The following is a 21,416-nucleotide window of genomic DNA, read 5'->3' as shown; positions in this document are numbered from 1 at the left end:
ATGGCCAGGCGCGAAAGCGAGCGTGGCAATGGACAGGTGTGCGGGACAGCACCCCCCTCTGGGCTGCCGCCCATCTCCCCCACAAGGGGGGAGATTGGGCCTTCATCGACGTCCCGGCCAATCACCAGCGTTGCAACAGAATTCCTTGAGAGTCGGTAGAAAGGGGCGAGGCTTTGAAGCTGCCAATCTCCCCCCTTGTGGGGGAGATGTCCGGCAGGACAGAGGGGGGTGGGAAGGAATGAGCGGGCGGTGGGTGTCCTCTCACGGGCGCGAGGACTGCGTCTCCCCCCTTGAAGGAAGGGTCGATCCGCGCAGCGGATCGGGGTGGGGTCGTCGGAGGCCGCGCTCGACGCGGAGGGGGTGTCGGAGGAAACGAGGGGACGCAGAAGTTTCCGGAACCGGAAAAAGACAATCGCCCCCTACGCGCCGCCCACCTTCTTGCTGAAGGTCGAGAAGAACTGGCCGGCGAGCTTCTTCGAGGTCGAGGTGATCAGGCGGCTGCCCAGCTGGGCGATCTTGCCGCCGACATCGGCCTTGGCGGCATATTTGAGGATCGTCGCGTCGGGACCGTCCTCGATCAGCGTCACGTCGGCGCCGCCCTTGGCGAAGCCGGCGATGCCGCCCTTGCCCTCGCCCTCGATGGTGTAGGAGTGCGGCGGCTTGAGGTTCTTCAGCGTCACCTCGCCGGAGAAGGTCGCCTTGATCGGGCCGATCTTGAGCACCACCTTGGCGGCCATCTCGGTCGGCGAGGACATCTCCAGGCTCTCGCAGCCGGGGATGCTCTCCTTCAGCACCGCGGGGTCGTTCAGGGCCTTCCAGACGACGTCGATGGGTGCGCCGATCTTCTCCTCGCCTTCGATCACCAGAGCCATGCGCGGTCCCCTCCCGATGAAATCCAGCAAAATGGGTAGCGCGCCGGTCGCCGCTTGTCCATCGCCAGGCCGGGCCCTGGCGGCGCGGTCGCACGTGTCGCCTTGCCGGGCAGCCGTCCTTGCCATAACCATGCAATCGCTTTCGGGAGAATTGCCATGACCGGCCAGAAGACGACCAAGAAGCTCCGTTCGCAGGAGTGGTTCGACAATCCGGACAATCCCGGCATGACCGCGCTCTACCTGGAGCGCTACCTGAACTTCGGCCTGACGCGCGAGGAACTGCAGTCCGGCAAGCCGCTGATCGGCATCGCCCAGACCGGCTCGGACCTGTCGCCGTGCAACCGCCACCACGTCGAGCTCGCCAGGCGCGTCCGTGCCGGCATCGTCGCCGCAGGCGGCGTGCCCTTCGAGTTCCCCTGCCACCCGATCCAGGAAACCGGCAAGCGCCCGACAGCCTCGCTCGACCGCAACCTCGCCTATCTCAGCCTGGTCGAGGTGCTCTACGGCTACCCGCTCGACGGCGTGGTGCTCACCATCGGCTGCGACAAGACCACGCCGGCGCTGCTGATGGCGGCGGCCACCGTCAACATCCCGGCGATAGCCCTTTCGGTCGGCCCGATGCTCAATGGCTGGCACAAGGGCAAGCGCACCGGCTCGGGCACCATCGTGTGGGAATCGCGCGAGCGCCTGGCGGCCGGGGAGATCGACTACGACGAGTTCATGGAAATCGTCGCCTCCTCGGCGCCCTCGGTCGGCTATTGCAACACCATGGGCACGGCGACGACGATGAACAGCCTGGCCGAGGCGCTGGGCATGCAACTGCCGGGCTCGGCGGCGATCCCCGCGCCCTATCGCGAGCGCGGCCAGATCTCCTACGACACGGGAAAACGCATCGTCGAAATGGTTCGAGAGGACCTGAAGCCCTCCGACATCATGACCCGCGAGGCGTTCGAGAACGCCATCGTCGTCAATTCGGCGATCGGCGGCTCGACCAACGCGCCGATCCACCTGAACGCCATCGCCCGCCATCTCGGCGTGCCGCTCGACAATGACGACTGGCAGCGCCTCGGCCACCACGTGCCGCTTCTGGTCAACCTGCAGCCGGCCGGCGAATATCTCGGCGAGGACTATCACCACGCCGGCGGCGTGCCGGCGGTCGTGGCCGAGCTGATGCAGGCCGGCCTGCTGCCGCATCCGGATGCCGTCACCGCCAACGGCAGGACCATGGGCGAGAACTGCGCTTCGACCGAGACCATGGACACCAAGGTGATCCGCCCGGTGGCCGACCCGTTGAAAAAGGACGCCGGCTTCATCAACCTCAAGGGCAATCTCTTCGACAGCGCCATCATGAAAACCAGCGTGATCTCGAAGGAGTTCCGCGACCGATATCTGTCGAACCCCAAGGACCCCGAAGCCTTCGAGGGCACGGCCAAGGTGTTCGACGGTCCCGAGGATTATCACGCCCGCATCGACGATCCCGCAGAAGGCATCGACGAGAACACCATCCTGTTCATGCGCGGCACGGGACCCGTCGGCTATCCCGGCGCTGCCGAGGTGGTGAACATGCAACCGCCCGCCTACCTCATCAAGCGCGGCATCCACTCGCTGCCCTGCATCGGCGACGGCCGCCAGTCGGGCACCTCGGGGTCGCCGTCGATCCTCAACGCCTCGCCGGAGGCCGCCGTCGGCGGAGGGCTGGCGCTGCTGAAATCGGGCGACCGCGTGCGCATCGACCTCGACAAGGGCACCGCCGACATACTCGTCAGCGACGACGAGCTTGCCCGCCGGCGTATCGAGCTGCAGCATGGAGGCGGCTACCGCTACCCGGCGCACCAGACCCCCTGGCAGGAGATCCAGCGCGGCATGGTCGACCAACTGTCAGAGGGCATGGTGCTGAAGCCGGCCGTGAAGTACCAGCGCGTCGCCCAGACCAAAGGCATCCCGCGCGACAATCACTGATCCGTCTATTTATGACGGCCCGGCGGTGCCGTCCGACAACTGCACCGGGTCGCTACGCGTTTTCGGTATCTCGGCCGTCGGGTTCCTTTGCCACTCCCTTGAACGGTCCACCAGACTGTTTGACTTCCATGAATTCGCCAGTCGGTTCATCACGCTTTTGCCAAAGGCCATCAGGCCGCTCGAATTGGGTGCGTTCGCGAACGGCGCCTCGGCGAAATCCTTCGCCCGTATTCTTGCCCATCATGAATCCTTCCGGTTGTATTTTGCGCTTCAAAAGAAACCAATGATAGCAAGTGTTCCTTATTTGTTCTTTGTTGTCAAGCGGCAACGAAACTAGAGCGCTTCCGCTTTTCTTCGAATCGCCGAAACGCTCTATCTCTTTGTCTTGACGCAATTCCGGACGGAAAACCGCTGCGCACCTTTCCTGGATTGGCTCTGGCGGCGCGTGCGCTCTACAGATAATTCGTCACCGCCGGCGGGCGGTCCCAGGCGTCGCTGCGGCCGTCCTCATAGATGATAGGCACGGCGGCCAGCTCCTCGGGCGAAATTCCGTCGAGGCAGGCGATGTTGATGGCATGGAAATCGCCGCCCATGATGTCGAAGCTCGCCGAGGCAAAGGGATGCACCCCGCAGCGGCTGCAGAAGCTGTGGCGGATGGCGGCCTCGCCGAAGCGGTATTCGGTCAGCATGTCTTCCCCCGAGGTGACGCGGAAGCCGGCGGGGCGGGCGAAATTCTTCCAGAAACGCGTCTTGGCGCACCAGGAACAATTGCAGCGGAAGCTCGACGTCCACCAGACGCCGTCGAGTTCAGGCTTCGAGCGCTGGCCGGCGGGTGCGAGATCGAACCGGCACTCGAAATTGACGGCGCCGCAGTGGCAGCTGCCGCGATAGGATTTCAGCATGGTCGATCCTCCTCGCATGGCCCATCGTTCCGATGATCGACAACGATCACCGGCAAGGGCGGTTTCAATCAGGCGGTCGTGGCGCGTCGGCAGCTTCAGCCGGCGCGCGGGAGTTCAGACGACGGGCCGGCCGGCGATCGTGTCGGCCAGGCGATCGAGGCACTCGCCCCAGCCGCCCAGATGCGAGTCGCGTGTTTCGGCGTCGAGGAACGGCTCCTGGCGGAAGGTCAGCCGGGTGCGCGTGCCCTCGGCCTCGAGCCTGACCGTCACCAGCGTCTCCTCTCCCGGCGTACTGTCCCAGGCGAAGGTGAACACGATCCGCTCGGGCACGACGATCTCGCGGAAGGTACCGGCCATGCCGTGGCTCGCGCCATCCGGCCCATGGATGAAATGGTGGTAGCGCCCGCCCTCGTGGAACTCGAGCCGTTCCGAGGTGGCCGTGAAGCCCTTCGGCCCGAGCCACCGCACCAGATGCTCCGGCTTCGCCCACATCCTGAAGACGAGCGCCGGGGGTGCATCCATCAGCCGTGAAATTTCAAGGAAGAGCGGCTCGGCCACGACGGCGTCAGTTGTTGCGGTCATCCGGGTCTCCCTTGGGCGTCTGCAGTTCCTTGAGATAGTCGGCCATGCGGTCGAAGCTGTCGTCCCAGAAGCGGCGGTAGCGCTCGACCCAGCCGGCGACATCCTTGAGCGGCCCGGCCTCCAGCCGGCAGGGGCGCCGCTGCGCCTCCCGGCCGCGGCTGATCAGGCCGGCACTTTCCAGCACCTTCAGGTGCCTGGAGACGGCAGGCAGGCTCATGTCGAAGGGTTCGGCCAGTTCGTTGACCGTCGCCTCGCCGAGCGCCAGCCGCGCCAGGATGGCGCGCCGGGTCGGGTCGGCTAGCGATGCGAAGGTGGCGCTGAGCTGGTCGTCGGTCATTCATTTAGCCGCTATGTTAATTAACGGAATTGTTAAATAATGGCCATGCCCCGCGCTGTCAAGCGGGACTCGGTTGGAGGAATCCCACGCGCGGCGGCGTGGGACAGAAACCACGGCCGTCATCACGAGAGCCGCATGTTCCACTTTTTCGCGCAGGCCGCATTCGAGGCGCAGCAGAAATTTCGCCCGGCAATACCGCGACCTGCCCTTTGCAAGTCGGGCCGGAGCACCCTAAATGCGCTGGATCGGGAACCGGAACACCATGGCCAGACGCCGCTCATCCCTGGGCTTTCTTGGAATATTCGGCCGCTCGGAGGACCTTCGTCAGCTCGACGAGGCCCTGCGCGCGGTCGACCTGCATCCGGCGCTCGTGCCGGAGGGCGCCAAGCTCACCATCGTCAACCTGATGAAGGATCGTTGGCCGGACGAGGCGCCGGCCAGGGCCTATCCGCCGGTGGCGCAGCTGTTCGGCTATTGCCTCAACGGTCCCGAGGCGTTCGAGGGCGTGAACGGCGGCCGGCTGGCCGCCGACGTCGAGCGCCGCATCGATGCCGCGCTCGATGCGTCGGATGGGCTGGATGCCCAACTCATCCTGCTTGCCCTGCACGCCAAGCTGATCAATCGCGAGGTCGTCGAGCGCTTTGGGCTGACGAGCGAGCAGTCCTGAAGCTTTTGCCGGTGCTGCCGGGTTTGTTCACCCGCCCATGCCGCTGCGCGGCAGGTGGATGAGACTGCCGAAGCGGGCGCGCAGCTTGTCGTCGGTGGCTTTTGGAATGTGGCGCGGAAAACGTTCGGCGAGGATGCGCTTCTTTTCGGCGATGGCCCGGCCGAGGATGTCGGGCTTGCCCTTCTCGTTCCATTCCTTGGGCGAGAAGCGGTCGGCGACGGCGGGGTAGAAATATTCCGTCTGCATCAGCCTGAGCGTTTGCTCGTTGCCGAGATAGTGACCGGGGCCGTTGAGGCAGACCTCGGAAATGGTGTCGATCGACAGGGCCTCGTCGCTGACCTCGATGCCGCGCACGCAGCGCAGGCATTGGCCCAGCATGTCGTTGTCGATGATCAGACTCTCCAGGCAAAAGCCAAGCAGCGAGGCGTGCATGCCGGCCGACTCATAGACCAGATTGAGGCCGGACAGGCCGGCCATGACGTTGGTGATGCCCTTCTCGTAGCCCGACTGGATGTCCGGCAGCTTGGAGTCGGCCATGCCGGCGGCCGAACCGCCGGGCAGGTCGTAGAACTGGGCCATCTGGGCGCAGGCGGCCGTCAGCAGCGCCTGCTCGGCCGAGCCGCCGGACATCGCACCCGTGCGCAGGTCCGAGACGAAGGGCCAGGTCCCGAATATGGCGGGATGGCCCGGCTTGATGGCGTTGACGTAGACGAGGCCCGCCAGCACTTCGGCGACCGCCTGGACCACCGCGCCGGCGATTGCCGCGGGAGCGGTCGCGCCGGCCTGGCCGGCCGACAGCAGCAGGATCGGGATGCCGCCCTCGACGCAGGCTTCGAGCACGCCGCAGGCATCCTCGGCGAATTTCATCGGCGGCACGACGAAGCAGTTGGAATTGGAGACGAAGGGCCGGGCGCGGAAATTCTCCTCGCCGCCGGCGATCTCGTAGAGCATCTCCAGCGCGGGCGCCACGTTCTCGCGCACGGTGAAGCTGGTGCCGACATGCTTGGAGGTGCCGGAGACGCAGGCGTAGAGCGTGTTGAAGTCCATCTCCAGCGGGTCGGGGATGTCTCGCGGCACCATCGGGCGCTGGAAGAAATGGATGTTGTCGAGGCCTTCGACGATGCGGGCGGCGTCGTAGATGTCCTGGATCAGGCTCTCGCGGTACTCGCGCTTTTCGACGTCGACCAGATGCACGGCGGCACCCGCCGTGCCGTAGTGCACGCGCTTGCCCTGGATCGCCATGTCGTGGCGCGGGTCCTGGCCGCAGAGGGTGAAGTTGCGCGCCGCGTTCTCGATGGTCGACAGCACCAGCGCGCGGGGGAAGCGGATGCGCCCGTCGTCGCCGTAGCTCGCCCCGACCCTGGTCAGCGCCTCGATGCAGTTCGGGATGGCGTTGGCGAAGCCGACGGTTTCGAGCAGGGTGAGCACGGCTTCGTGGATGCGTTCGAGGTCGTCCTGGGCCAGCGGGCCGAAGCGCCCGCCCTCGAGGCCGGCGCGAACCGGACGGATGTCCTCCGCCAGCGGTGCCGCGCGCAGCGCCCGTCGCGCTTCGCGGCCGCCCGAACGGCGCGATCGTTGCTCTGCCGAAGAAGCGTTGTTCTCGACGGCTACCGACATGCAGTCCTCCGCAAATCCCGTGAAGCTGGACCGCAGTGATTATGCCACCGTCGTTCCGCCTCGTTCCCTTTGCCGGACTATGCCGCGTCCATTGGCACAGACCATGGGCCAGCGGATTTGGCTGGATATGCCAGATTGCTGATATAAGTCGGCGCCGGCGGAGCGTGCACGGCCCCGAATGTCGGACCGATTTTCGGGGAGGAATGCGTCAGCCCGAGCGGCCCGCGCGCCAGGAGGCGTGCGGTGCCTCAAGGCTCAGGCTGCCGCGGGGCGTCGCCCGGCGGCCGTTGCCAGTTCGCGGATGCCGGGTTCGATGTGCTGCAGCGCGATCGAGGAGATGCCCAGGCGCATGAAGCGGGTGGGCTTGTCGCTATGCTCGAAGAAGCGATCCCCCGGTTCGATGATCACGCTGCGCGACGCAGCCGCCGCCGCGAGCCCGCGCGAGTCGGTGCCGCGCGGCCCTTCGAGCCACAGCGAGGTGCCGCCGGCAGCGTCCGTCGATTGCCAGTCTGGCAGAAAGGCCGAGATCGCCTGGACCAAACGCTTGCGCCTCTCGCCGAAGGCCGTCGACAGGCGGCGAACCAGCGCCTCGTGGTGGCCGAGCGACAGGAACAGCGCGACGGCGCGCTGGTTGTTTGCCGGCGGGTGGCGCAGCATGAAGCGGCGCAGCGCCCGCAGTTCCGAAATCAGCCCGGCGGAGCCGACGATGTAGCCGAGGCGCAGGCCGGGCGCGAGCGTCTTCGACATCGAGCCGACATAGACGACGCGGCCCGAGCGGTCGATGCTCTTCAGCGCCTGCTGCGGCGACTCGTCGAGCAACTGGCTGTCGTAGCCGTCCTCGATGATGATCTGGTTGTTGCGGTTGGCGCGGGCGAGCAGGTCCAGCCGGCGCTCCTGCGACAGCGGCACCATGGTCGGGCACTGGTGGCTCGGCGTGACGAAGACGAAGCCCGCGTCGGAGGGAATGGCCGAGGTGACGATGCCCTCGTGGTCGACCGGCACCGGCTCGATGTCGGCGCCGGCGAGGCGGAAGATCGAGCGCGCGTCGGGATAGCCCGGGTCTTCCATCGCAACCCTGGAGCCCTTGGTCATCAGCAGCGAGGCGAGCATGTAGAGCGCATTCTGCGCGCCCAGCGTGACGATGATCTCGTCGGGGTTGGCGAAGATGCCGCGGCGCGGCAAGAGCCGCGCCTGGATCTGCTCGATCAGAAGCGGGTCGTCGCGGTCGACCATGTCGGCCGCCCAGTTGCGGATCTCGAGCACGGCGAGCGCCATGCGGTTGCACTCGCGCCATTCGGCGGTGGGAAACAGCGACGGGTCGAACTGGCCGTAGACGAAGGGATAGGACGACTTGATCCAGTTCTCCAGCTTGGCCGGCGGCGGCATGTCGCTCGCCGCGATCTGGCGGCGCGCCTTCCAATCGATTTCATTGGGCTGGTCGGGGCTTTTCTGCTGCGGCTTGGCGGGCGTCGCCAGCACTTCCGGGTTGACGAAGTGGCCGCGGCGCTCGCGCGCGATGAGGAAGCCCTGGTCGACGAGCTGCTGGAAGGCGAGCACCACGGTGCCACGCGCCACGCCGAGCTTCTCGGCCAGGATCCGGCACGAGGGCAGCGGCATGGAGGCCGCGATCTGGCGGTCGAGAATCGCCGCGACGATCGCCTGACGGATCTGGGCCTGGAGGGTCTGGCCCGATTCCGCCGAGATCCTGAACAGTCCGGACCAGATCGCCGTGTCGTTTCGCTGTGGCATAGTGACGTTTCCCGCATGTCCAGTCGTTTTGACTTTGCTGGACCATAGAAAGCTATCCTTGGCTCAACCGCTTGCACCAATCAATTTTTCTAATCCTATGGATTTATGCCAGTGAAGTTTCCCGCCGCGCTTGCATCGCGGTGTCTATTGAATCGATTGAAATTTGCCGCGATAGTTCGCGCCACCGCCCTCTTATTGTCGCATGAGGTTTGCTAGGATGGCGGCCAGGACGGTACGGGCAGGACGAAAGATTCGGAGTTCCAAGGTGATCGATCAACCCTTCCAGGCGGCGCTCGCCGCGCTTCGCAACCAGCACCAGGACGCGCCGAAGAACATGCGCGCGGCATTCGCCTCCGATCCCAAGCGCTTCAGGCACTTCTCGGTCGCCGACGGCGACCTCCTGTTCGACTGGTCGAAATGCGCGGTCGACGCCGAGACCATGGCGCTGCTGGAAAAGCTGGCCCTGGTCGTCGACCTGCCGGGCCGGCGGGCGGCGATGTTCCGCGGCGACCGCATCAACGTGACCGAGGACCGCGCGGTGCTGCACACGGCGCTGCGCGTCCCCAGGGGCGAGCCGGTGATGCTCGACGGCCATGACGTCACCGAGGACGTGCATGCCGTGCTCGACGCCATGGCGGCTTTCGCGAACGCGATCCGCACCGGTGCTGCGAGCGGCGCCACCGGCAAGAAGATCACCGACGTGGTCAATATCGGCATCGGCGGTTCCGACCTCGGCCCGGCCATGGCGACGCTGGCGCTGGCGCCCTATCACGACGGGCCGCGCTCGCACTACGTCTCCAATGTCGACGGCGCCCACATCCACGACACGCTGAAAGGGCTGAGCGCCGAGACGACGCTGTTCATCATCGCCTCCAAGACCTTCACCACCGTCGAGACCATGACCAATGCCGAGACGGCCCGCCGCTGGGTGAAGGCCGAACTCGGAACCGAGGCCGTGGGCAAGCATTTCGCCGCCGTCTCCACCGCGCTCGACAAGGTCGCCGCCTTCGGCATCGAAAAGGACCGCGTGTTCGGCTTCTGGGACTGGGTCGGCGGCCGCTACTCGCTGTGGTCGGCCATCGGCCTGCCGATCATGATCGCCGTCGGTCCGAAGAACTTCGCCGATTTCCTCGCCGGCGCGCACGCCATGGACAAGCATTTCGCCGAGGCGCCGCTGCTCAGGAACATCCCCGTGCTCATGGGGCTCGTCGGCTTCTGGCACAGGGTGGTGTGCAACTACCCGGCCCGCGCCGTCATTCCCTACGACCAGCGCCTGTCGCGGCTGCCGGCGTACCTGCAGCAGCTCGACATGGAATCGAACGGCAAGAGCGTCACCATCGCCGGCGGCGGCGTGGTCACGCCGACCGGCCCGCTGGTCTGGGGCGAGCCGGGCACCAACGGCCAGCACGCCTTCTTCCAGCTGCTGCACCAGGGCACCGACTTCATCCCGGTCGAGTTCCTGGCCGCGGCCGAGGGCCACGAGCCGGAGCTCAAGCAGCACCACGACCTGCTGCTCGCCAACTGCCTGGCGCAGTCGGAGGCGCTGATGAAGGGCCGCACCCTCGAAGAGGCGCGGCGCCAGATGCTCACCAAGGGGATGGATCCCGAGCAGGTCGACAAGATCGCGCCGCACCGCGTCTTCTCCGGCAACCGCCCGTCGGTCACCATCCTCTACCGCAGGCTCGACCCGTACACGTTGGGCCGGCTGATCGCGCTCTACGAGCACCGCGTCTTCGTCGAGGCGCAGCTGTTCGGCATCAACGCCTTCGACCAGTGGGGCGTGGAACTGGGCAAGGAACTCGCCACCGGGCTGCTGCCTGTCGTGGAGGGGCGGGAAAATGCCGCGCGCAGCGACGCCTCGACAGCCGGGCTCGTGGAGCATATTCACCGGCTAAGGGCGCCGCGCGAACAGTAGGACGCGCGAAGGACGCTTTGCTTGGTTTGATTGCGCACCGAGTGGCCCGGAATCGGTCCCGATTTCGGGCCGCCGCGCGAGGGGCGAGGGAGTGAGTGATTTGCGGGGCATCAAGGGCATTCTTTTCGACAAGGACGGCACGCTGGTCGATTTCCAGGCGACCTGGTTCGCCATCGGCGACATGATGGCGCTCGAGGCGGCGGGCGGCGACCGCGGCCGCGCCGACGCTTTGATGACGGCGGCCGGCTACGACTTCGACGCCCATTGCTTCAAGGCCGATTCGGTGTTCGCCGCCGGCACCAATGCCGACATCGTCGAGCTCTGGTATCCCGATGCCGATGCCGCCGAGCGGGCGGTGATGGTGAAGCTGTTCGACCGGGTGACGGCCGAGCAGGGAGCTGTGAAGGCCGTGCCGCTGCCCGGCAGCAAGGACGCGCTGGCGCGCCTGCACGGCGCCGGCTTCAGGCTGGGCGTGGCCACCAACGACTCGACCGGCGGGGCGGAGAAGACGCTGCTGTCGCTCGGTGTCGCCCAGATGTTCGACGCCGCCTACGGCTACGACGCGGTCGCGAACCCGAAGCCGGCGCCGGATGCGATCCATGCCTTCTCCGACCTGACCGGGCTCAAGCCGTCCGAGATCGCCATGGTCGGCGACAACCGCCACGACCTCGAAATGGCCAAGGCGGGCGGTGCCGGCCTGGCCATCGCCGTGCTTTCGGGCACCGGCACGCGCGAAACGCTGACGCCGATGGCCGACGTGGTGCTCGATTCCATCGCCGACCTGCCGGCGTATCTGGCTGGCGGGAACAACTGAGGGGGCCGTTCCTCCTTCTCGCCGTTTCAGCACGCTCGCTGCGCTCGGCACCTCCCTCATCCACGGGGAGGGGGCGTCGAGCGCTGCCTCAGGCGACCCCACCCCGATCCGCTGCGCGGATCGACCCTCCCCTCAAGGGGGAGGGAGGATGCCGCCATCCCCTTCAGCCCCTCAGTTCGCGCCTCAGGATCTTGCCGACATTGGTCTTCGGCAGCTCGGTGCGGAACTCGATGTATCTGGGCCGCTTGTAGCCGGTGAGGTTCTCGCGGCAATAGGCGAGCAGGATCTCGACCGAGAGGTCGGGGTCCTTGCGCACCACGAACAGCTTCGGCACCTCGCCCGAATGCTCGTCGGGCACGCCGACGGCGGCGACCTCGAGCACGCCCGGGTGCTGGGCGACGACGTCCTCGAGCTCGTTCGGATAGACGTTGAAGCCCGAGACCAGGATCATGTCCTTCTTGCGGTCGACGATCTTGGTGTAGCCGGCCTCGTCCATGAAGCCCATGTCGCCCGACTTGAAATAGCCGTCCTCGGTCATGACCTTGGCGGTCTCGTCGGGCCGGTTCCAGTAGCCGGCCATGACCTGCGGCCCGCGGATGCAGATCTCGCCGACCTCGCCGAGGGCGAGGTCGCGGCCGTCCTCGTCGCGGATGGCAATGTCGGTCGAGGGGAGGGGCAGGCCGATGGTGCCGGTGAAATCGGCCGACGAGCACTTGTTGGCGGTCGCCACCGGCGAGGTCTCCGACAGGCCGTAGCCCTCGGTGATGTGATTGCCGGTGACCTTCTTCCAGCGCTCGGCCACCGCCCGCTGCACCGCCATGCCGCCGCCGAGCGACAGGATCAGGCCGCCGAAATCGAGCTTGCGGAAGTCCTCGTTGTTGCACAGCGCGTTGAACAGCGTGTTGAGGCCCGGGAAGATGTTGAAGCGGAACTTCGCCAGTTCCTTGACGAAGCCGGGGATGTCGCGCGGGTTGGGGACGAGCACGTTGAGCGCGCCCTGCTGCATGCCCATCAGCGCGTTCACCGTGAGCGCGAAGATGTGGTAGAGCGGCAGCGCGCAGACGAAGGTGAGGTGCGGCGGCTTCGGCTTGACCGAATACGCGTCCTCGACCCAGAGCGCGAGCTGGGCGACGTTGGCGAGCACGTTGGAGTGCAACAGCATCGCGCCCTTCGAGATGCCTGTCGTGCCGCCGGTATATTGCAGGAAGGCTGTGTCGCTTGCCGACACCTCGACGGGTTTCAGCTTTTTGGCCTGGCCCTCGTGGAGCGCCGCCAGGAACCTGACGTGGCCCGGCAGCGACCAGGCCGGCACCAGCTTCTTGATCTTGCGGACGACGAAGTTGACCAGGAGGCCCTTGACGCCGAGCATCTCGCCCAGCGAGGCGACGACGACATGCCTGACCTTGGTGTTGGCGACGACCGCCTGCAGCGTGGTGGCGAAGTTCTCCAGGATGACGATCGCCTCGGCGCCCGAATCCTTGAGCTGGTGCTCGAGCTCGCGCGGCGTGTAGAGCGGATTGACGTTGACCACCGTGTAGCCGGCGCGCAGCACGGCCATCATGACGACGGGATATTGCAGCACGTTGGGCATCATGATGGCGACGCGCGCGCCCTTGGCGAGGCCCTTCGACTGGAGCCAGGCGGCAAAGGCGGTCGACATGCGGTCGAGTTCGCCATAGGTCAGCGACTTGCCCATGCAGGAGAAGGCCGGCCGGCCGGCATATTGGTGGCAGGCCGCCGCCAGAAGGTCGCCGATCGACTTGTGCGCCAGCGGCGCGATCTCGGCCGGCATGTTCGCGGGATAGCTCTTCAGCCAGACCTTTTCGCCGGCCGCCGGCTTCTTGGCGACTGCGGCAAGCGGCGCGGGCGCGGCGGCTTCGGCCGGCTTCTTCGCCGGAGCCTTCGTTGCGGGCCTTGCTGCGGCCTTTGCGGCGGGCTTTGCTGCGGCCTTTGGCGGCGACTTCGTGGCTGCCGGCTTTACGGCTGCGGTGGCTTTCGCGGCAGGCTTGGCCAAGGCTTTGGCAGGCGCGGCAGCCTTTGCCGCCGGCGCTGCCTTTGCCGGCTCGGGCTTGGCCGGCTTGCCGGCTGACGGCTTGGCCGTGGCCTTCGGGGCCGACTTCACCGGCTTCGGCGCCGTGGCCTTCGGGGCGGTTTCAACCTTGGTTTCGGCCGCCTTGGCCTTGCCTTCGACCGCCTTCGCCGCGCCAGTTTTGCCGGTTGTTTTCGCCAAATCAGCCTCCCTTGCTGTTCTTGTCGTTCCGGCCGTGTGCCGGTCTGGCCCTCGTCTGGGTGGCGCCGCAAGAACAGTGCCGGATCGGGGCATGTCGAAGGTGTTTGTATTGCCAGTTGACGTTAACGGCAAGTATCACCCAACGTCAGCTGGGGCGGCGAATTTGGGATCGGCGCAACATGTATATCCGGGCCCGTCCCGTGGCGTAGATCTCGCTCGATCAAGCTGCTGAAGCCTTCTCTAATAAGAACATCTTCAAGTCGAATTTGATGAGACGCCAGTGACGCCGCGCAACAAACTACTAATCCGTAGTCATCTGTGGGTAAATTATTCTGCTTACCGAGCGGCATGTAGGCGGGGAGTTCCAAAGCCCGAGAAACGGTGCTTATATGCGCGCCTGCGAGCCTGACAGGTAGGGGCTTGGGAAAATCATAGGGAGTGTTCAATGTTCAAAAAAACGACCTTTGCGGCCGCGTTGCTGGCTGCAACCGTCCTGAGCGGGGCGGCGAGCGCCAAGACGTTCGTCTACTGCTCGGAAGGTTCGCCGGAGGGCTTCGACCCGGGCCTCTATACGGCCGGCACGACCTTCGACGCTTCGGCGCACACCGTCTACAACCGCCTGCTCGAATTCAAGAAGGGCACCACCGAGACCGAGCCGGGCCTGGCCGAGAGCTGGTCGATTTCCGACGACGGCCTGGAGTACACCTTCAAGCTGCGTCCGGGCGTCAAGTTCCAGACCACCGAGTTCTTCACGCCGGGCCGTGATTTCAACGCCGACGACGTCGTGTTCTCCTTCGAGCGCCAGCTCAAGGCCGACAATCCCTGGAACAAGTACGTGACCGGCGCTTCGTGGGAATACGCCGCCGGCATGGGCTTCCCGGAAGTGATCAAGTCGGTCGAGAAGGTCGACGACCTGACGGTCAAGATCACCCTGACCCGCAAGGAAGCGCCGTTCCTAGCCAATATCGCGATGCCGTTCGCTTCGATCGTGTCGAAGGAATATGCCGACAAGCTGCAGGCTGACGGCAAGATGAACCAGATGAACCAGATGCCGCTCGGCACCGGTCCGTTCGCCTTCGTCGCCTACCAGCAGGACGCCATCATCCGCTACAAGGCCAACCCCGACTACTGGGGCGGCAAGCAGAAGATCGACGACCTCGTCTTCGCCATCACGCCCGACGCGTCGGTCCGCTTCCAGAAGCTGAAGGCCGGCGAATGCCAGCTGATGCCGTTCCCGAACGCCGCCGACGTGGCCGCGATGAAGGCCGATCCGAACCTGAAGGTGATGGAGCAGGAAGGCCTCAACGTCTCCTACCTGGCCTACAACACCACCCAGGCTCCGTTCGACAAGCCCGAGGTCCGCAAGGCTCTCAACATGGCCATCAACAAGCAGGCCATCGTCGACGCCGTGTTCCAGGGTGCGGCAACGCCTGCCAAGAACCCGATCCCGCCGACGATGTGGTCGTACAACAACGCCGTCGAGGACGATAAGTACGATCCGGAAGCTTCCAAGAAGATGCTCGAGGAAGCCGGCGTCAAGGATCTCAAGATGAAGGTGTGGGCGATGCCGGTTTCGCGTCCCTACATGCTCAACGCCCGCCGCGCCGCCGAGCTGATCCAGTCCGACTTCGCCAAGGTCGGCGTCACGGTCGAGATCGTCTCCTACGAGTGGGCCGAGTATCTCGACAAGTCGAAGGCCAAGGATCGTGACGGCGCCGTCATCCTCGGCTGGACCGGCGACAACGGCGATCCGGACAACTTCCTCGACACCCTGCTCGGTTGCGACGCCGTCGGCGGCAACAACCGCGCCCAGTGGTGCAACAAGGAGTTCGACGATCTGGTGACCAAGGCCAAGGAGACCAACGACGTGGCCGAGCGCACCAAGCTCTACGAGCAGGCGCAGGTCGTGTTCAAGAAGGACGCTCCGTGGGCGACCCTCGACCACTCGCTGTCGGTCGTGCCGATGCGCAAGGGCGTCGAAGGCTTCGTCCAGAGCCCGCTCGGCGACTTCGCCTTCGACGGCGTTGACATCACCGAGTAAGGTCGCCTAAACAGGTCCGATCTTGGAGGGGCGCTTGCCATGCAAGCGCCCCGCTTCACTTCTGTGCTATCCTGCCCGAAGTCCTCGGAACATTCACTTAAAGGTCTGACATGCTCCGGTACCTGTTGGGACGGCTCGCCGTCCTCATCCCGACATTCATCGGGGTATCCATCATTGCATTCTCCTTCATCCGCCTGCTTCCAGGCGACCCCGTCGCCCTCCTGTCCGGCGAACGCGTCATGTCGCCGGAGCGGCATGCGGAAATCTCGGCCCAGCTCGGTTTCGACCGGCCCATCGTCATCCAGTATCTCGACTATCTCTGGGGTGTGCTGCGCGGCGACTTCGGCACCTCGATCGTCACCAAGCGGCCTGTCGTCGACCAGTTCTTCGAACTCTTCCCGGCGACCGTGGAGCTTTCGCTCTGCGCCATCGTCTTCGCCGTGGTGCTGGGCATCCCGGCCGGCGTGATCGCCGCGATCAAGCGCGGCTCCTTCGCCGACCAGGCGATGATGGGCACGGCCCTCGTCGGCTTCTCGATGCCGATCTTCTGGTGGGGCCTGCTCCTGATCATGCTGGTTTCCGGCATGCTGGGCTGGACGCCCGTCTCCGGCCGCATCTCGCTGATGTACTACTTCCCGTCAGTCACCGGCTTCATGCTGATCGACTCTGTGCTGTCCGGCCAGGCCGGCGCCTTCAAGTCGGCCGTCAGCCACCTGATCCTGCCGACGATCGTGCTCGGCACCATCCCGCTCGCCGTCATCGCGCGCCAGACGCGCTCGGCCATGCTCGAGGTGCTGTCGGAAGACTACGTGCGGACAGCGCGCGCCAAGGGCCTTTCGGCTTTCCGCGTCGTCGGCATCCACGCCCTGCGCAACGCCATGATCCCGGTCGTCACCACCGTCGGCCTGCAGGTCGGCGTGATGCTCGCCGGCGCGATCCTGACCGAGACGATCTTCTCCTGGCCGGGCATCGGCAAGTGGATGGTCGATTCCGTGTCGCGGCGCGACTATGCCGTCATCCAGGGCGGGCTGTTGATGATCGCAGCCGTGATCATGCTGGTGAACCTCGCGGTCGACCTGCTCTACGGCCTCATCAACCCGCGCATCCGGCACTAGGAGGGCACGATGTCTCAAGCTGCTGCAACCAGTGCCGTTTCGACCGATCCGTCCCGCCGGGCGCGGCTGGCCGAGTTCTGGTACTATTTCTCCGAAAACCGCGGCGCCGTCATCGGCCTCGTGTTCTTCATCTTCCTGGTGCTGCTCGCGATCTTCGCGCCGATGATCGCGCCGCACGACCCGGCCCAGCAGTACCGCGACGCGGTGCTGGTGCCGCCGTTCTGGCAGGAGGGCGGCCGCGCCGACTTCCTGCTCGGCACCGACGCCGTCGGCCGCGACATGCTTTCGCGCCTGATCTACGGCACCCAGTTCTCGCTGTTCGTCGGCGTCATCGTGACGACGCTGTCGCTGGTCGTGGGCGTCATCTTCGGCGTCATCGCCGGCTACTTCCGCGGCTGGGTCGACACCGCCATCATGCGCGTGATGGACATCATCCTCGCCTTCCCGTCGCTGCTGCTGGCCCTCGTGCTGGTGGCCATCCTCGGGCCGGGCCTGGTCAACGCCATGATCGCCATCTCGCTCGTCTACCAGCCGCATTTCGTGCGCCTGGCGCGCGCCGCCGTCATGAGCGAAAAGACCCGCGACTATGTGGTGGCCGCCAAGGTCGCCGGTGCCGGCAACATGCGGCTTATGTTCAAGACCATCCTGCCGAACTGCATGGCGCCACTGATCGTCCAGGCGACGCTGTCGTTCTCCAGCGCCATCCTCGACGCCGCCGCACTCGGCTTCCTCGGCATGGGCGCCCAGCCGCCGACGCCGGAATGGGGCACGATGCTGGCCGAGGCCCGCGAGTTCATCCAGTCGAAGTGGTGGGTGGTGACGCTTCCGGGCGTCGCGATCCTCGTCACCGTGCTGGCGATCAACCTGATGGGCGATGGCCTGCGCGACGCGCTCGACCCGAAGCTGAAGAGGTCCTGAGATGGCGCTTCTCGAAATCGAAAACCTGGTCGTCGAATTCCAGACGGCTTCCGGTCCCTTCCGCGCCGTCAACGGCGTGTCGATGAAGGTCCATGAAGGCGAGGTTCTCGCCATCGTCGGCGAGTCGGGCTCCGGCAAGTCGGTGTCGATGCTGGCGGCGATGGGGCTGTTGCCCTGGACGGCAACGGTCACCGCCGACAAGCTGACCTTCAACGGCCGCGACCTGCTTTCCATGCCCGCCGCCGAGCGGCGCAAGATCATCGGCAAGGATATCGCCATGATCTTCCAGGAGCCGGTGGCCAGCCTCAACCCGTGCTTCACCGTCGGCTTCCAGATCGAGGAAGTGCTGCGCGTGCACATGGGCCTCGACAAGGCGGCGCGCCGCAAGCGCGCGATCGAGCTGTTCCAGGCGGTCGGCATTCCGGACCCGGAGGACCGCCTCGGCTCCTACCCGCACCAGATGTCGGGCGGCCAGTGCCAGCGCGTCATGATCGCCATCGCGATCGCCTGCAACCCCAAGCTCCTGATCGCCGACGAGCCGACCACCGCGCTCGACGTGACCATCCAGAAGCAGATCCTCGACCTTCTGATGAAGCTGCAGGCCGAGCACGGGATGGGCCTCATCATGATCACCCACAACATGGGTGTCGTGGCCGAGACCGCCGACCGCGTGGTCGTGCAGTACAAGGGCCGCAAGATGGAAGAAGCCGACGTGCTGACGCTGTTCGAGAACCCGAAGAGCAACTACACGCGCGCCCTGCTCGCCGCCCTGCCCGACAACGCGACGGGCGACCGCCTGCCGACGATCTCCGACCTGTTCGTCGACGACCAGATGGAAGGGGCAGCACGATGAGCGTCATTCTCGAAGCGCGCAACATCGTGCGCGACTACCACGTGCCCGGCAGCCTCATGAAGAAGGCGCGGACCGTTCACGCCGTCAAGGGCGTGAGCTTCACCGTCGAGCAGGGCAAGACGCTGGCCATCGTCGGCGAGAGCGGCTGCGGCAAGTCGACCCTCGGCCGCATCCTGACGCTGATCGATCCGGCGACGTCGGGCGAGCTCTTGATCGAGGGCAAGAAGATAGACATCGCCAAGGGCGACCTGACGCCCGAGATGCGCCGCAAGGTGCAGATCGTGTTCCAGAACCCCTACGGCTCGCTCAACCCGCGCCAGAAGATCGGCGACATCCTGACCGAGCCGCTGGTCATCAACACCAACACGCCGGCCGACGAACGTCGCGACCGGGCGATGACGCTGCTGAAGAAGGTCGGCCTCGAGGAGAAGCACTACAACCGCTATCCGCACATGTTCTCGGGCGGCCAGCGCCAGCGCATCGCGATTGCGCGCGCGCTGATGCTGAACCCGAAGCTCCTGGTGCTGGACGAGCCGGTCTCTGCGCTCGACCTTTCGGTGCAGGCCCAGGTGCTGAACCTGCTTGCCGACCTGCAGGACGAGTTCAAGCTGACCTACGTCTTCATCAGCCACGATTTGTCGGTGGTGCGCTACATCTCCGACCAGGTGATGGTGATGTATTTCGGCGAGGCGGTCGAATATGGCAGCCGCGACGCGGTCTTCTCCAACCCGCAGCACAGCTATACCAAGACGCTGTTTGCGGCGACGCCGCGCGCCGACGTCGAGAGCATCCGCGCCCGCATCGCCAGGAAGCGGGCGGCCTGAGCCGGCGCTCCGCAGCGCGAAAGGACGACCGAGGGGCATGGCAGCAAACGCGGCCATGCCCCTTTCCCTTTGGGGGAAGCGCGGCGCATGGGCTTGCCGGATGTCCGGCGGGACCGGGGCAGTCGCGGCGTCGTGCCGAATTCGCGACGGTGCAGGATCGCCCATTGCGTGCCGGACGAGTGGCCTCACAACCCGCATGGACTTTCGCGACCCGATCATGCGACGCTTCGCTCACCGGTGTGAGTCGCGCTCCGGCAACAACGAGGAAATGCGATGTACAAGTTCGAAATCTACAAGGACAAGGCCGGCGAATTCCGGTTCCGCTTCAAGGCATCCAACGGCGAGACCATGTTCAGCTCGGAAGGCTATTCGGCCAAGGCCTCGGCGCTGAAGGCGATCGAGTCGATCAAGAAGAACGCACCGGGCGCGACCGTCGACGACCAGACCACCGCGACAGCCTGATCTTCAAGCGTGACGCGCCACCGGCGCGGGGCAGGGGCAATAGCAGGAGAGATCCATGGGAATCGAAAGCCTTATCATCTTCCTCATCGTCGGCGCCGTTGCCGGCTGGCTTGCCGGCCAGCTGGTCAAGGGCTACGGTTTCGGCCTGATCGGCAATATCGTGGTCGGCATCGTCGGCGCCCTGATCGCCGGCTGGCTGTTCCCGGTGCTCGGCATCAGCCTCGGCTCGGGCATCATCGCCTCGATCATCCATGCCACCATTGGCGCGGTGATATTGCTGGTGCTGCTGAGGCTCGTGAAACAGGCCTAGAGCGCTTCCGCTTTTCTCCGAATCGCGGAAACACTCTATCTCTTTGTCTTGACGCAATTCCGGACGGAAAACTGCTTCGCACTTCTCCTGGAATTGCTCTGGCAAAGCGGCCGAACCTATTTGACGAACGCCGGCGAGCGCGAGCTTCGCCGGCGTTTTTCTTTCGGCGAAGCCGGTCTCCAGCCGGGTGCCAGTCAGTCGGCACGCCGCCGTGGCTCGGCGATCTTGTCGGCCAGGCCAAGCATCCCGAGCAGCCGGATCGTAAGATAGGTCACGTCGAACTCCCACCAGTGATGGCCGTGGCGCGCCGAGCGCGGGTCGGCATGGTGGTTGTTGTGCCAGCCCTCGCCATTGCTGAGCAATCCGACGAGCACGTTGTTGGTGCTGTCGTCGGCGGTCTCGTAGTTGCGGTAGCCCCAGACATGGGTGACCGAATTGACCGACCAGGTGATGTGCCAGGTAATGACGGTGCGCAGGAATACGCCCCAGATTAGCAGGCTGAGCCCGAACTGCACCGCCTCGCCTAGGCTCTGGCCGGCGAGCAGACCAGCGGCGGCGCCGCCGCCGAAGAACACCGCCCACGACGCCAGGATGATGCCGAGATAGACATGCGGCTTGTCGAGCCTGCGGTAGAACGGGTCGCGGACGATGTCCTTGGCGTAGCGCCCGTAGATCTGCATGCGCTCCATGTCGGGCGACTTCACCAGAAGCCAGCCGATATGCGCCCATAGGAAGGTGATGACGGGGCTGTGCGGGTCGGGCTCTTCGTCGGCGTGCTCGTGATGGCGGCGATGCACCGCGACCCAGCGCGCCGGCGTGTCCTGAAAGGCGCAGACGGCGATGATCGCCAGCCCGTGCTCCAGCCATTTCGGGCAGGTGAAGCCGCGATGGGTGAGCAGCCGGTGGTAGCACAGATTGATGCCGAGCGTGCCGAAGACATAGATGCCGACAATGCAGAGGATGACGCCGGTCCAGGAGAAGAACCAGGGCAGCAGGGCGTAAAGTGCTACCAGATGATAGAAGGCGAGGCCGCTGACATTGAGCCAGTCGATGCGCGCCGGCAGCGGCTGGCGCGTAAAGGCATGCGTGGCGGGCGGCCCCGCGACCTGGTCGGACATGATTGTTCCCCCTCGGCAGCCCGGATCGCATCCCCACGACCGGGCCGTTTCCTCCATTTCGAGCGAAGGTGCGCAGTTTCTAATGCATGGTCAAGCGGCTGCTTGCCCTGGCGGCCGTTGTCGACAGCAAA

General features: G+C 65.6%; 20 protein-coding genes. 11 read left to right on the top strand and 9 right to left on the bottom strand.

Going from position 1 to position 21,416, the window contains the following annotated elements; all coding sequences use genetic code 11:
* Positions 1-419: 419 nt before the first annotated feature.
* Positions 420-872, bottom strand: coding sequence for an SRPBCC family protein (locus tag J2X50_RS18110; RefSeq protein WP_429097035.1), 453 nt, complete (start codon positions 870-872; stop codon positions 420-422).
* Between the two features lie 156 nt (positions 873-1,028).
* Between J2X50_RS18110 and J2X50_RS18105 the strand changes: the two genes are divergently transcribed.
* Positions 1,029-2,831 (top strand): IlvD/Edd family dehydratase, encoded by a 1,803-nt coding sequence (locus J2X50_RS18105; protein ID WP_429097034.1) that lies wholly within the window; start codon positions 1,029-1,031, stop codon positions 2,829-2,831.
* A 52-nt stretch (positions 2,832-2,883) separates the two neighbouring features.
* Here J2X50_RS18105 and J2X50_RS18100 read toward each other — a convergent pair whose 3' ends face one another.
* The 4 genes from J2X50_RS18100 to J2X50_RS18085 form a co-directional block, all read right to left on the bottom strand.
* Positions 2,884-3,075 carry a hypothetical protein gene (locus J2X50_RS18100; RefSeq protein ID WP_429097032.1) on the bottom strand — a complete coding sequence of 64 codons (192 nt, stop codon included), beginning with the start codon at positions 3,073-3,075 and terminating at the stop codon, positions 2,884-2,886.
* Positions 3,076-3,283: 208 nt separating this feature from the next.
* Positions 3,284-3,733 carry a GFA family protein gene (locus J2X50_RS18095; protein WP_429097030.1) on the bottom strand — a complete coding sequence of 150 codons (450 nt, stop codon included), beginning with the start codon at positions 3,731-3,733 and terminating at the stop codon, positions 3,284-3,286.
* Between the two features lie 114 nt (positions 3,734-3,847).
* On the bottom strand, positions 3,848-4,315 hold the full coding sequence (locus J2X50_RS18090) for an SRPBCC family protein (RefSeq protein ID WP_429097028.1): 468 nt from the start codon (positions 4,313-4,315) through the stop codon (positions 3,848-3,850).
* On the bottom strand, positions 4,299-4,652 hold the full coding sequence (locus tag J2X50_RS18085) for an ArsR/SmtB family transcription factor (RefSeq protein ID WP_429097026.1): 354 nt from the start codon (positions 4,650-4,652) through the stop codon (positions 4,299-4,301). Before J2X50_RS18085 ends, J2X50_RS18090 begins: the two co-directional genes overlap by 17 nt.
* A gap of 262 nt (positions 4,653-4,914) precedes the next feature.
* On the opposite strand from J2X50_RS18085, the gene J2X50_RS18080 reads away from it, so the two are divergent.
* Positions 4,915-5,319, top strand: coding sequence for a hypothetical protein (locus J2X50_RS18080; protein WP_429097024.1), 405 nt, complete (start codon positions 4,915-4,917; stop codon positions 5,317-5,319).
* 27 nt (positions 5,320-5,346) lie between these two features.
* Here J2X50_RS18080 and J2X50_RS18075 read toward each other — a convergent pair whose 3' ends face one another.
* The gene (locus J2X50_RS18075) at positions 5,347-6,936 is read right to left on the bottom strand and encodes a trimethylamine methyltransferase family protein (protein WP_429097022.1); all 1,590 of its coding nucleotides are present in this window, start codon (positions 6,934-6,936) and stop codon (positions 5,347-5,349) included.
* A 255-nt stretch (positions 6,937-7,191) separates the two neighbouring features.
* Positions 7,192-8,685 carry a PLP-dependent aminotransferase family protein gene (locus J2X50_RS18070; protein ID WP_429097019.1) on the bottom strand — a complete coding sequence of 498 codons (1,494 nt, stop codon included), beginning with the start codon at positions 8,683-8,685 and terminating at the stop codon, positions 7,192-7,194.
* 268 nt (positions 8,686-8,953) lie between these two features.
* Here J2X50_RS18070 and pgi point away from each other — a divergent pair, with 268 nt between their 5' ends.
* Both pgi and J2X50_RS18060 read left to right on the top strand, forming a co-directional pair.
* On the top strand, positions 8,954-10,600 hold the full coding sequence (gene pgi / locus J2X50_RS18065; RefSeq protein ID WP_429097047.1) for a glucose-6-phosphate isomerase: 1,647 nt from the start codon (positions 8,954-8,956) through the stop codon (positions 10,598-10,600).
* 100 nt (positions 10,601-10,700) lie between these two features.
* Complete coding sequence (locus tag J2X50_RS18060; protein WP_429097046.1) at positions 10,701-11,414, top strand: HAD family hydrolase; 714 nt, start codon at positions 10,701-10,703, stop codon at positions 11,412-11,414.
* 163 nt (positions 11,415-11,577) lie between these two features.
* On the opposite strand, the gene J2X50_RS18055 is transcribed toward J2X50_RS18060, so the two are convergent.
* Positions 11,578-13,536 (bottom strand): long-chain-fatty-acid--CoA ligase, encoded by a 1,959-nt coding sequence (locus tag J2X50_RS18055; protein WP_429097044.1) that lies wholly within the window; start codon positions 13,534-13,536, stop codon positions 11,578-11,580.
* A 553-nt stretch (positions 13,537-14,089) separates the two neighbouring features.
* Between J2X50_RS18055 and J2X50_RS18050 the strand changes: the two genes are divergently transcribed.
* From J2X50_RS18050 to J2X50_RS18020, 7 genes are all read left to right on the top strand, one after another.
* The gene (locus tag J2X50_RS18050) at positions 14,090-15,685 is read left to right on the top strand and encodes an ABC transporter substrate-binding protein (RefSeq protein WP_429097017.1); all 1,596 of its coding nucleotides are present in this window, start codon (positions 14,090-14,092) and stop codon (positions 15,683-15,685) included.
* Between the two features lie 110 nt (positions 15,686-15,795).
* Positions 15,796-16,800: an ABC transporter permease subunit gene (locus J2X50_RS18045; protein WP_429097015.1), complete on the top strand. Its 1,005-nt coding sequence runs from the start codon at positions 15,796-15,798 to the stop codon at positions 16,798-16,800.
* A 9-nt stretch (positions 16,801-16,809) separates the two neighbouring features.
* Positions 16,810-17,718 carry an ABC transporter permease subunit gene (locus J2X50_RS18040; protein WP_429097012.1) on the top strand — a complete coding sequence of 303 codons (909 nt, stop codon included), beginning with the start codon at positions 16,810-16,812 and terminating at the stop codon, positions 17,716-17,718.
* Position 17,719: 1 nt separating this feature from the next.
* A complete protein-coding gene (locus J2X50_RS18035; RefSeq protein ID WP_429097009.1) occupies positions 17,720-18,571 on the top strand; it encodes an ABC transporter ATP-binding protein in 852 nt (283 codons plus the stop codon).
* The gene (locus J2X50_RS18030; protein WP_429097006.1) at positions 18,568-19,395 is read left to right on the top strand and encodes an ABC transporter ATP-binding protein; all 828 of its coding nucleotides are present in this window, start codon (positions 18,568-18,570) and stop codon (positions 19,393-19,395) included. The genes J2X50_RS18035 and J2X50_RS18030 overlap by 4 nt, the downstream gene beginning before the upstream one ends.
* Positions 19,396-19,668: 273 nt before the next feature.
* Positions 19,669-19,857, top strand: coding sequence for a YegP family protein (locus J2X50_RS18025; protein ID WP_429097004.1), 189 nt, complete (start codon positions 19,669-19,671; stop codon positions 19,855-19,857).
* 55 nt (positions 19,858-19,912) lie between these two features.
* A complete protein-coding gene (locus J2X50_RS18020; protein ID WP_340036266.1) occupies positions 19,913-20,167 on the top strand; it encodes a GlsB/YeaQ/YmgE family stress response membrane protein in 255 nt (84 codons plus the stop codon).
* Positions 20,168-20,361: 194 nt separating this feature from the next.
* Here the strand turns inward: J2X50_RS18020 and J2X50_RS18015 are convergent, their stop codons facing one another.
* Entirely contained in the window at positions 20,362-21,285 is a 924-nt protein-coding gene (locus J2X50_RS18015; protein WP_429097001.1) for an acyl-CoA desaturase, read from the bottom strand.
* Positions 21,286-21,416: the final 131 nt, after the last annotated feature.

The sequence above is a fragment of the Aminobacter sp. BE322 genome, assembly GCF_050433525.1.
In the GTDB taxonomy this organism is placed as follows: Bacteria; Pseudomonadota; Alphaproteobacteria; order Rhizobiales; family Rhizobiaceae; genus Aminobacter.
The sequence above is the reverse complement of the archived record's forward strand: the minus strand, read 5'-3'. Positions and strand labels throughout refer to the sequence as shown.

Excerpts from the sequence above, each read along its gene's own strand:
- J2X50_RS18030 (WP_429097006.1), top strand. The coding sequence starts at position 18,568 with ATGAGCGTCATTCTCGAAGCGCGCAACATCGTGCGCGACTACCACGTG.
- J2X50_RS18105 (WP_429097034.1), top strand. The coding sequence starts at position 1,029 with ATGACCGGCCAGAAGACGACCAAGAAGCTCCGTTCGCAGGAGTGGTTC.
- J2X50_RS18080 (WP_429097024.1), top strand. The coding sequence starts at position 4,915 with ATGGCCAGACGCCGCTCATCCCTGGGCTTTCTTGGAATATTCGGCCGC.
- J2X50_RS18025 (WP_429097004.1), top strand. The coding sequence starts at position 19,669 with ATGTACAAGTTCGAAATCTACAAGGACAAGGCCGGCGAATTCCGGTTC.
- J2X50_RS18100 (WP_429097032.1), bottom strand. The coding sequence starts at position 3,075 with ATGATGGGCAAGAATACGGGCGAAGGATTTCGCCGAGGCGCCGTTCGC.
- J2X50_RS18070 (WP_429097019.1), bottom strand. The coding sequence starts at position 8,685 with ATGCCACAGCGAAACGACACGGCGATCTGGTCCGGACTGTTCAGGATC.
- J2X50_RS18090 (WP_429097028.1), bottom strand. The coding sequence starts at position 4,315 with ATGACCGCAACAACTGACGCCGTCGTGGCCGAGCCGCTCTTCCTTGAA.
- J2X50_RS18015 (WP_429097001.1), bottom strand. The coding sequence starts at position 21,285 with ATGTCCGACCAGGTCGCGGGGCCGCCCGCCACGCATGCCTTTACGCGC.
- J2X50_RS18075 (WP_429097022.1), bottom strand. The coding sequence starts at position 6,936 with ATGTCGGTAGCCGTCGAGAACAACGCTTCTTCGGCAGAGCAACGATCG.
- J2X50_RS18110 (WP_429097035.1), bottom strand. The coding sequence starts at position 872 with ATGGCTCTGGTGATCGAAGGCGAGGAGAAGATCGGCGCACCCATCGAC.
- J2X50_RS18095 (WP_429097030.1), bottom strand. The coding sequence starts at position 3,733 with ATGCTGAAATCCTATCGCGGCAGCTGCCACTGCGGCGCCGTCAATTTC.
- J2X50_RS18020 (WP_340036266.1), top strand. The coding sequence starts at position 19,913 with ATGGGAATCGAAAGCCTTATCATCTTCCTCATCGTCGGCGCCGTTGCC.
- J2X50_RS18040 (WP_429097012.1), top strand. The coding sequence starts at position 16,810 with ATGTCTCAAGCTGCTGCAACCAGTGCCGTTTCGACCGATCCGTCCCGC.
- J2X50_RS18045 (WP_429097015.1), top strand. The coding sequence starts at position 15,796 with ATGCTCCGGTACCTGTTGGGACGGCTCGCCGTCCTCATCCCGACATTC.
- J2X50_RS18050 (WP_429097017.1), top strand. The coding sequence starts at position 14,090 with ATGTTCAAAAAAACGACCTTTGCGGCCGCGTTGCTGGCTGCAACCGTC.
- J2X50_RS18085 (WP_429097026.1), bottom strand. The coding sequence starts at position 4,652 with ATGACCGACGACCAGCTCAGCGCCACCTTCGCATCGCTAGCCGACCCG.
- J2X50_RS18035 (WP_429097009.1), top strand. The coding sequence starts at position 17,720 with ATGGCGCTTCTCGAAATCGAAAACCTGGTCGTCGAATTCCAGACGGCT.